Source organism: Citrobacter sp. Cpo071, from assembly GCF_030332765.1.
GTDB classification, from domain to species: domain Bacteria; phylum Pseudomonadota; class Gammaproteobacteria; order Enterobacterales; family Enterobacteriaceae; genus Citrobacter; species Citrobacter portucalensis.
Map to the genome: position 1 here is coordinate 1 of NZ_JAOWHE010000083.1, position 6,696 is coordinate 6,696.

A 6,696-nucleotide genomic window follows, 5' to 3' on the forward strand; every position below is an offset into this window, starting at 1 on the left:
GGGAACAAAAGGCAGGTCCCCGCAAAACGTCAAAACCGCGGCTCCCGAAACTCAACAGATGATGGGGGCTGAAAACATCAACAGAAGGAGACACATCATGGCAGTTCGTGGCATTAACAAGGTCATTCTTGTCGGTCGTCTGGGAAAAGATCCGGAAGTCCGTTACATCCCAAACGGGGGCGCAGTGGCAAACCTGCAGGTGGCCACGTCAGAAAGCTGGCGTGACAAACAGACGGGGGAGATGCGGGAGCAGACAGAATGGCATCGCGTGGTGCTGTTCGGCAAGCTCGCGGAAGTGGCTGGTGAATATCTGCGCAAGGGCGCGCAGGTCTACATCGAGGGGCAACTCCGTACCCGTAGCTGGGAAGATAACGGTATCACCCGTTACGTCACTGAAATTCTTGTTAAGACCACGGGCACCATGCAGATGCTGGGACGTGCCGCAGGTACTCAGACTCAGCCGGAAGAGGCGCAACAGTTCAGCGGTCAGCCTCAGCCGGAATCACAGCCGGAACCGAAAAAAGGTGGCGCGAAAACGAAAGGCCGTGGACGTAAGGCCGCGCAGCCGGAGCCTCAGCAGCCGTCTGAACCCGCGTATGACTTCGATGACGACATTCCGTTCTAACGAAAGACAGTGACAACCGCCCCGTCCAGTGCGGGGCATCACCGGAGATATGAGGATGAGCGAATATTTCAGAATATTTCAGGGGCTGCCTGACGGCTCCTTTACCCGCGAACAGGCTGAAGCCGTTGCCGCACAGTACCGGAATGTCTTTATCGAGGATGATCAGGGAACGCATTTTCGCCTGGTTGTCCGCAATAACAGTGGCCTGGTCTGGCGTACCTGGAATTTTGAGGACGGTGCCGGGTACTGGATGAACCATGTCATCCGGAATTTCGGCATTCTTAAGTAAGAGAGGTGCCGGACGGGAACGCGTCCGGCAGACATACAACCATCCCGGTCAAAGGAGAAATATATGTCAGTTACAGAGTCTAAGACAAAAACGGAGCGTAAATCCAGCCGTAAACCTGCAAAAACGCAGGAAACAGTCCTGTCTGCCCTGCTGGAGCAGACGGAGGAAGTGAGCGTGTCGCTGGCCTCGCTGATTAAATCACCGCTGAATGTGCGCACGGTGCCGTATTCCGCAGAGTCCGTCAGCGAACTGGCGGAGTCCATTAAGGGCGTTGGCCTGTTGCAGAATCTGGTTGTTCATGCCCTGCCTGGTGACCGCCACGGTGTCGCCGCAGGTGGTCGCCGACTGGCAGCACTCAACATGCTGGCAGAGCGTGGCATCCTTCCGGCTGACTGGCCTGTACGCGTGAAGGTTATTCCGCAGGAGCTGGCGACGGCTGCATCAATGACTGAAAACGGTCAGCGTCGGGATATGCACCCTGCCGAACAGATTGCCGGATTCCGCGCAATGGCGCAGGAAGGCAAAACACCTGCACAAATCGGTGATTTGCTGGGCTATTCACCCCGCCACGTTCAGCGAATGCTGAAACTGGCTGACCTTGCGCCTGTCATCCTCGATGCGCTGGCAGAAGACCGCATCACCACCGAACACTGTCAGGCGCTGGCGCTGGAGAACGACACCGCGCGTCAGGTGCAGGTGTTTGAAGCCGCCTGTCAGTCGGGATGGGGCGGTAAACCGGAAGTACAGACCATTCGTCGTCTGGTGACCGAAAGTGAAGTGGCGGTGGCGGGGAACAGTAAATTCCGCTTCGTGGGGGCTGATGCCTTCTCGCCAGACGAACTGCGCACCGATTTGTTCAGCGACGACGAAGGTGGCTATGTGGACTGCGTGGCGCTCGATGCCGCCCTGCTGGAAAAACTCCAGGCTGTCGCAGAGTTCCTTCGGGAAGCCGAAGGCTGGGAATGGTGCGCCGGACGCATGGAGCCTGTCGGTGAGTGCCGTGAGGATGCCGGAACATACCGCTGTCTGCCGGAGCCGGAAGCGGTGCTGACGGAGGCGGAAGAAGAACGTCTGAACGAACTGATGACGCGTTACGACGCGCTGGAAAACCAGTGTGAGGAATCTGACCTGCTGGAAGCAGAAATGAAGCTGATGCGCTGCATGGCGAAGGTCAGGGCGTGGACGCCGGAGATGCGTGCCGGAGGTGGAGTGGTGGTGTCCTGGCGTTATGGCAACGTGTGTGTCCAGCGTGGTGTGCAGTTGCGCAGTGAGGATGACGTGGCTGACGACGCTGACCGTACGGAACAGGTGCAGGAGAAAGCGTCAGTGGAGGAAATCAGTCTGCCACTGCTGACGAAAATGTCTTCCGAACGCACGCTGGCAGTCCAGGCAGCACTGATGCAGCAACCGGACAAATCCCTGACACTGCTGGCATGGACGCTCTGCCTGAATGTGTTTGGCAGCGGAGCGTACAGTAAACCAGCACAAATCAGCCTGGAATGTAAACATTATTCGCTGACCAGCGATGCGCCATCGGGGAAGGAAGGTGCCGCATTCATGGCGCTGATGGCAGAAAAAGCCCGTCTTGCTGCCCTGTTACCGGAGGGATGGTCACGGGACATGACGACATTCCTGTCACTCAGTCAGGAGGTGCTGTTATCCCTGCTCAGTTTCTGCACCGCATGCAGCCTTAACGGTGTCCAGACCCGTGAGTGTGGTCACACGTCACGCAGTCCGCTTGACACGCTGGAAACCGCCATCGGCTTTCACATGCGAGACTGGTGGCAGCCGACAAAAGCAAACTTCTTCGGACACCTGAAAAAGCCGCAGATTATCGCAGCCCTGAATGATGCCGGACTGTCCGGTGCCGCACGGGATGCAGAGAAGATGAAGAAAGGTGATGCGGCTGAACATGCAGAGCACCATATGAAAGACAACCGCTGGGTGCCTGGCTGGATGTGTGCACCACATCCACAGACAGATACCACTGAACGCACTGATAACCTGGCTGATGCCGCCTGATGAACAACCACACCGCCCCGCCGGAGACGGGGCGGCAGCAAGGGAGATACTGTGATGAAAACTGAACTGACCCTGAATGTATTACAGACCATGAGCGCACAGGAATATGAAGATATCCGGGCTGCCGGAAGTGATGAACGTCGTGAGCTGACACACGCCGTGATGCGGGAACTGGATGCGCCGGACAACTGGACGATGAACGGCGAGTACGGCAGCGAGTTTGGCGGATTTTTCCCCGTCCAGGTCCGTTTCACGCCTGCCCACGAACGTTTTCACCTGGCGTTATGTTCACCGGGCGATGTCTCTCAGGTCTGGGTGCTGGTTCTGGTGAATGCCGGTGGTGAGCCGTTTGCGGTGGTTCAGGTGCAGCGGCGGTTTGCACCGGAAGCCGTCAGCCATTCACTGGCACTGGCGGCGTCACTGGATGCGCAGGGGTACAGCGTTAATGACATCATCCATATCCTGATGGCGGAAGGAGGTCAGGCATGAGCGTACGTTCACAGGCACTGGTTCCCCTCTGCACAGAGCAACAGGCCGCATGGCAGGCGGTGGCGGAGACAGAAAAACGCCGCCATCAGGGTAACACGCTGGCGGAATATCCGTATGCGGGGGCGTTTTTCCGCTGTCTGAACGGAAGCCGCAGGATATCGCTGTCTGACCTGCGATTTTTCATGCCGTCCCTGACCGCAGAAGAACTGCACGGCAACCGTCTTCAGTGGCTGTATGCCGTCGATGTGCTGATTGAAACACAGGGCGAGGTCTGCCTCCTTCCCCTTCCCGGTGATGCAGCAGAGCGGTTGTTTCCGTCGGTGCGGTTTCGTGTCAGGGAACGCAGTCGCCATAAATCCGCACTGGTCATGCAGAAGTACAGCCGTCAGCAGGCGAGGGAGGCAGAGCAGAAAGCCCGTGCGTACCAGGCGCTGGTCGCTCAGGCTGAAATCGAACTGGCATTCCATTCGCCGGAAACAGTCGGAAGCTGGCATGCACGCTGGAGTGACCGGGTGGCAGAGCATGACCTGGAAACCCTGTTCTGGCAGTGGGGCGAGCGTTTTCCGTCACTGACCGGGATGGAACGCTGGCAGTGGCAGGATATGCCATTCTGGCAGGTCATCGCAGAGGCTGGTATGGCGGCAAGGGAGGCCGGTCACGCTGTCCGTGAGATGGAGCGGTGGATGGTCCCGAACAAACTCCGGGAGGTGGCGTGATGCAGAACGCCAGACACCCGAAAACACACAGGGAACTTTGTGAACTGGCCTGCCGTTTTCTCCGCAACAACGGCTTTAAGGTGGTGTTCAGTGACCGTTTTCACGCATGGACGTCCTGCGGTGAACATCCTGATGCCCTGGGCTTCCGTAACGGAGCGTCATGTCTCATTGAGGTGAAATGCTCACGGTCTGATTTCCTGGCTGACCGGAAAAAGGTGTTCCGGTCAGAGCCGGAAAAGGGCATGGGAGACTGGCGTTTTTATCTCTGCGAGCCGGGGGTGATTACCGTGGCCGATTTACCGGCGGGCTGGGGGTTGCTGTATGCGATTAACGGGCGGGTCAGGAAAGTACATGGCTGGCCCGGAAATCATCAGTGGGTGGTTACGGTCGCGAAACCGTTCAGGGCAAACAAACAGGCTGAATGCGATTATCTGTTCAGTGCTCTGCGTCGGCTGGAAATCCGGGGCGTGACGGAGAACGGTGCAGATGCTGACAGGGTGCAGACATATGGGCTATGATGTGCCCGGCGCTTGAGGCTTTTTGCCTCATGACGTGAAGGTGGTTTGTTACCGTGTTGTGTGGCAGAAAGCAGAAAGCCCCGTAGTTAATTTTCATTAACCCACGAGGCCCACTGTATGTCTAACCAACACCAGTATGGCCTCTTACCGTGCAAATTGCAAGGAGGAGTAAACCATGAAACTACCGGGAAACGCCCTTATCTGGTGCGTATTAATCGTGTGCTGCACGTTGTTGATATTCACACTCCTGACCCGGAATCGCCTGTGCGAAGTCCGGCTGAAGGACGGATACAGGGAAGTTACGGCAACAATGGCTTACGAATCCGGCGGTAAGTAGCAACCTGGAGGCGGGCGCAGGCCCGCCTTTTCAGGGCTGATGCTGGTCTGACTGCACTGAAGCGCCTTTATAAAGGGGCTGCTGGTTCGCCGGTGGCCCCTTTCTCCTTGCTGGCATTGTGCGGGCATGAACAACCAGACTGCCAGGAAGGCCGTTTCCCTCCGGGAACGGGGAAGAACGCGCGCCTGCGGCGCCCGTTCTTTTCCCCCGCCTTCTCTGTTTATGACCTGTCAGAAATCACATCCCTTCCCTTTGATTATTCTCTTTTTCCTCCTGTTCTGACTCTGATTACTGCTGCCCTGATTATTGTCTGTTTTGTTGTTCTCCTGGCTGTGTCTTTTCCGGGCGTCCCCCTGGCGGGCTTCCATCCCTGACGCGAAACCCCGGGCTTGCAGCGACCGTTCCGGTCGCGCCGCCTCTGTCGCGCCGTGGCCTGCGCTCCCTGCATCCCGGCAAAAGGCCGCCGGGATGTAAGGCGCAACGCCGTTTCGCAAACCGCGCTTCACGTCGTTGCGGCGGGTCCCTGCCCGTTGTTCTGTCCGGTGCCATTCACCTGTTTAAGCCCCTGTCGCCGGGGGCATAGACAGCCACAACCTGCCGCACTGACTGTCCAGGGTAAATGAACAGCCCACAAAATTTTTTACCTAAAACCCGGTAAAAAATTTTGCGTTCTGCCCAGGACAGGTGCGTCAGGTCGTGGCAGTGATGCCCCTTGCGGCGAAGGTTCTCAAAAAGGTGATGGTGAATACCGGAGGGAATAAAAGGCAGGTCCCCGCAAAACGTCAAAACCGCGGCTCCCGAAACTCAAAAGATGATGGGGGCAAAAAACAGAGGTGTATTAAAGATGGGCAGAAATATGTCAGCAGCACGTACCGATGGCTTTATTCGTAATATTCATTCCCGCAATCCCTTTGATGTTATCCGGGCTGATGTGGTGATCAGCAGGCTGGAAAAGCAGGCTCATTGGGGATGTGGTCTGCACTATGAAATTTATGAAGCGAATTTGTTTGATATGGCGATGAATCATCTTTCCCGGCTTCCTCTGAAGGATCGTCCGGTATTCATTGGTGCTGCTGCACGAAAGGGGCTTTTTCTGACGATGGAAGAAACCAGGCTGGCACGGGAAGCGAAAGATGCTCTGATGGCTGAACTTGCTCTGGAATACTGAAAATCGGGCCGCACCGTCGTCCCGGATAGTGCTGAAATATTTAATGTGGAGAGAATGGATGGGATATATCACATATGTTACAGATCAACGACCCGGTGAACCAGATATCCTGACCGGGAACACGTTTGCTGATCTGGAGATTTGTGATTCTGATGGGCATCTTCTGCTGAAAGTGTCTGCACCTGAAGCCGGCTGGACACACGAAAGCCTGAACCTTGTTCAGCCGCAGGAAGTGCAGGAGGGGAATGATGCATTTGATGCTTATCTGAATGGTATATGGATCGGTTCGACAGAGGTCTGAACAAATCACGCCAGCAGAAGACGTTGCTGGCGTCTTCTGCATTCCCGGGGAGCTGTCGCGCGGCATGTTTGCTTATACCCGTGCCCCGAGATGATTATTTGTCTGCGGGCCTGAAGACGCCGGGCAGGCGGGAGGATAAATGCCCGTCTGCCCGCGCCGGGAAAAGACAGCACGCCGGTGGCGCTGAAAGGGGCCGCGCTTACGCGCCGCCCCTTTCATTACGCGGATGTT

General features: G+C 56.7%; 9 protein-coding genes and 4 pseudogenes. 12 read left to right on the forward strand and 1 reads right to left on the reverse strand.

Annotation, left to right across the window (positions count from 1 at the left end):
- From OGY09_RS15210 to OGY09_RS15250, 9 genes and pseudogenes are all read left to right on the forward strand, one after another.
- A pseudogene (locus tag OGY09_RS15210) lies at positions 1-72 on the forward strand (single-stranded DNA-binding protein); the annotation flags it as partial.
- 25 nt (positions 73-97) lie between these two features.
- Entirely contained in the window at positions 98-625 is a 528-nt protein-coding gene (locus OGY09_RS15215) for a single-stranded DNA-binding protein (protein WP_000290816.1), read from the forward strand.
- Positions 626-680: 55 nt separating this feature from the next.
- Positions 681-914, forward strand: coding sequence for a DUF905 domain-containing protein (locus OGY09_RS15220; protein ID WP_000005971.1), 234 nt, complete (start codon positions 681-683; stop codon positions 912-914).
- A 63-nt stretch (positions 915-977) separates the two neighbouring features.
- The gene (locus OGY09_RS15225) at positions 978-2,936 is read left to right on the forward strand and encodes a ParB/RepB/Spo0J family partition protein (RefSeq protein ID WP_015057110.1); all 1,959 of its coding nucleotides are present in this window, start codon (positions 978-980) and stop codon (positions 2,934-2,936) included.
- Between the two features lie 54 nt (positions 2,937-2,990).
- Positions 2,991-3,425, forward strand: coding sequence for a conjugation system SOS inhibitor PsiB (gene psiB / locus OGY09_RS15230; RefSeq protein ID WP_000845949.1), 435 nt, complete (start codon positions 2,991-2,993; stop codon positions 3,423-3,425).
- Positions 3,422-4,141 carry a plasmid SOS inhibition protein A gene (locus tag OGY09_RS15235; protein ID WP_015057108.1) on the forward strand — a complete coding sequence of 240 codons (720 nt, stop codon included), beginning with the start codon at positions 3,422-3,424 and terminating at the stop codon, positions 4,139-4,141. The genes psiB and OGY09_RS15235 overlap by 4 nt, the downstream gene beginning before the upstream one ends.
- Positions 4,141-4,659 (forward strand): hypothetical protein, encoded by a 519-nt coding sequence (locus tag OGY09_RS15240; RefSeq protein WP_001178556.1) that lies wholly within the window; start codon positions 4,141-4,143, stop codon positions 4,657-4,659. Before OGY09_RS15235 ends, OGY09_RS15240 begins: the two co-directional genes overlap by 1 nt.
- Positions 4,660-4,776: 117 nt before the next feature.
- Positions 4,777-4,929: pseudogene (locus OGY09_RS15245) on the forward strand (DUF5431 family protein); the annotation flags it as partial.
- Positions 4,874-4,996, forward strand: a complete 123-nt coding sequence (locus OGY09_RS15250; RefSeq protein ID WP_223200913.1) for a Hok/Gef family protein — start codon at positions 4,874-4,876, stop codon at positions 4,994-4,996. The pseudogene OGY09_RS15245 and the gene OGY09_RS15250, both read left to right, overlap by 56 nt.
- A gap of 275 nt (positions 4,997-5,271) precedes the next feature.
- Here the strand turns inward: OGY09_RS15250 and OGY09_RS15255 are convergent.
- Positions 5,272-5,545, reverse strand: a pseudogene (locus tag OGY09_RS15255) (hypothetical protein); the annotation flags it as partial.
- Positions 5,546-5,615: 70 nt separating this feature from the next.
- Here OGY09_RS15255 and OGY09_RS25460 point away from each other — a divergent pair.
- The 3 genes and pseudogenes from OGY09_RS25460 to OGY09_RS15265 all read left to right on the forward strand — a co-directional run bounded on the left by OGY09_RS25460 (position 5,616) and on the right by OGY09_RS15265 (position 6,465).
- A pseudogene (locus tag OGY09_RS25460) lies at positions 5,616-5,887 on the forward strand (single-stranded DNA-binding protein).
- Entirely contained in the window at positions 5,841-6,164 is a 324-nt protein-coding gene (locus tag OGY09_RS15260) for a hypothetical protein (RefSeq protein WP_000533253.1), read from the forward strand. The pseudogene OGY09_RS25460 and the gene OGY09_RS15260 overlap by 47 nt, the downstream one beginning before the upstream one ends.
- A 58-nt stretch (positions 6,165-6,222) precedes the next feature.
- The gene (locus OGY09_RS15265; RefSeq protein WP_000540588.1) at positions 6,223-6,465 is read left to right on the forward strand and encodes a hypothetical protein; all 243 of its coding nucleotides are present in this window, start codon (positions 6,223-6,225) and stop codon (positions 6,463-6,465) included.
- The last annotated feature ends 231 nt before the right edge of the window (positions 6,466-6,696 follow it).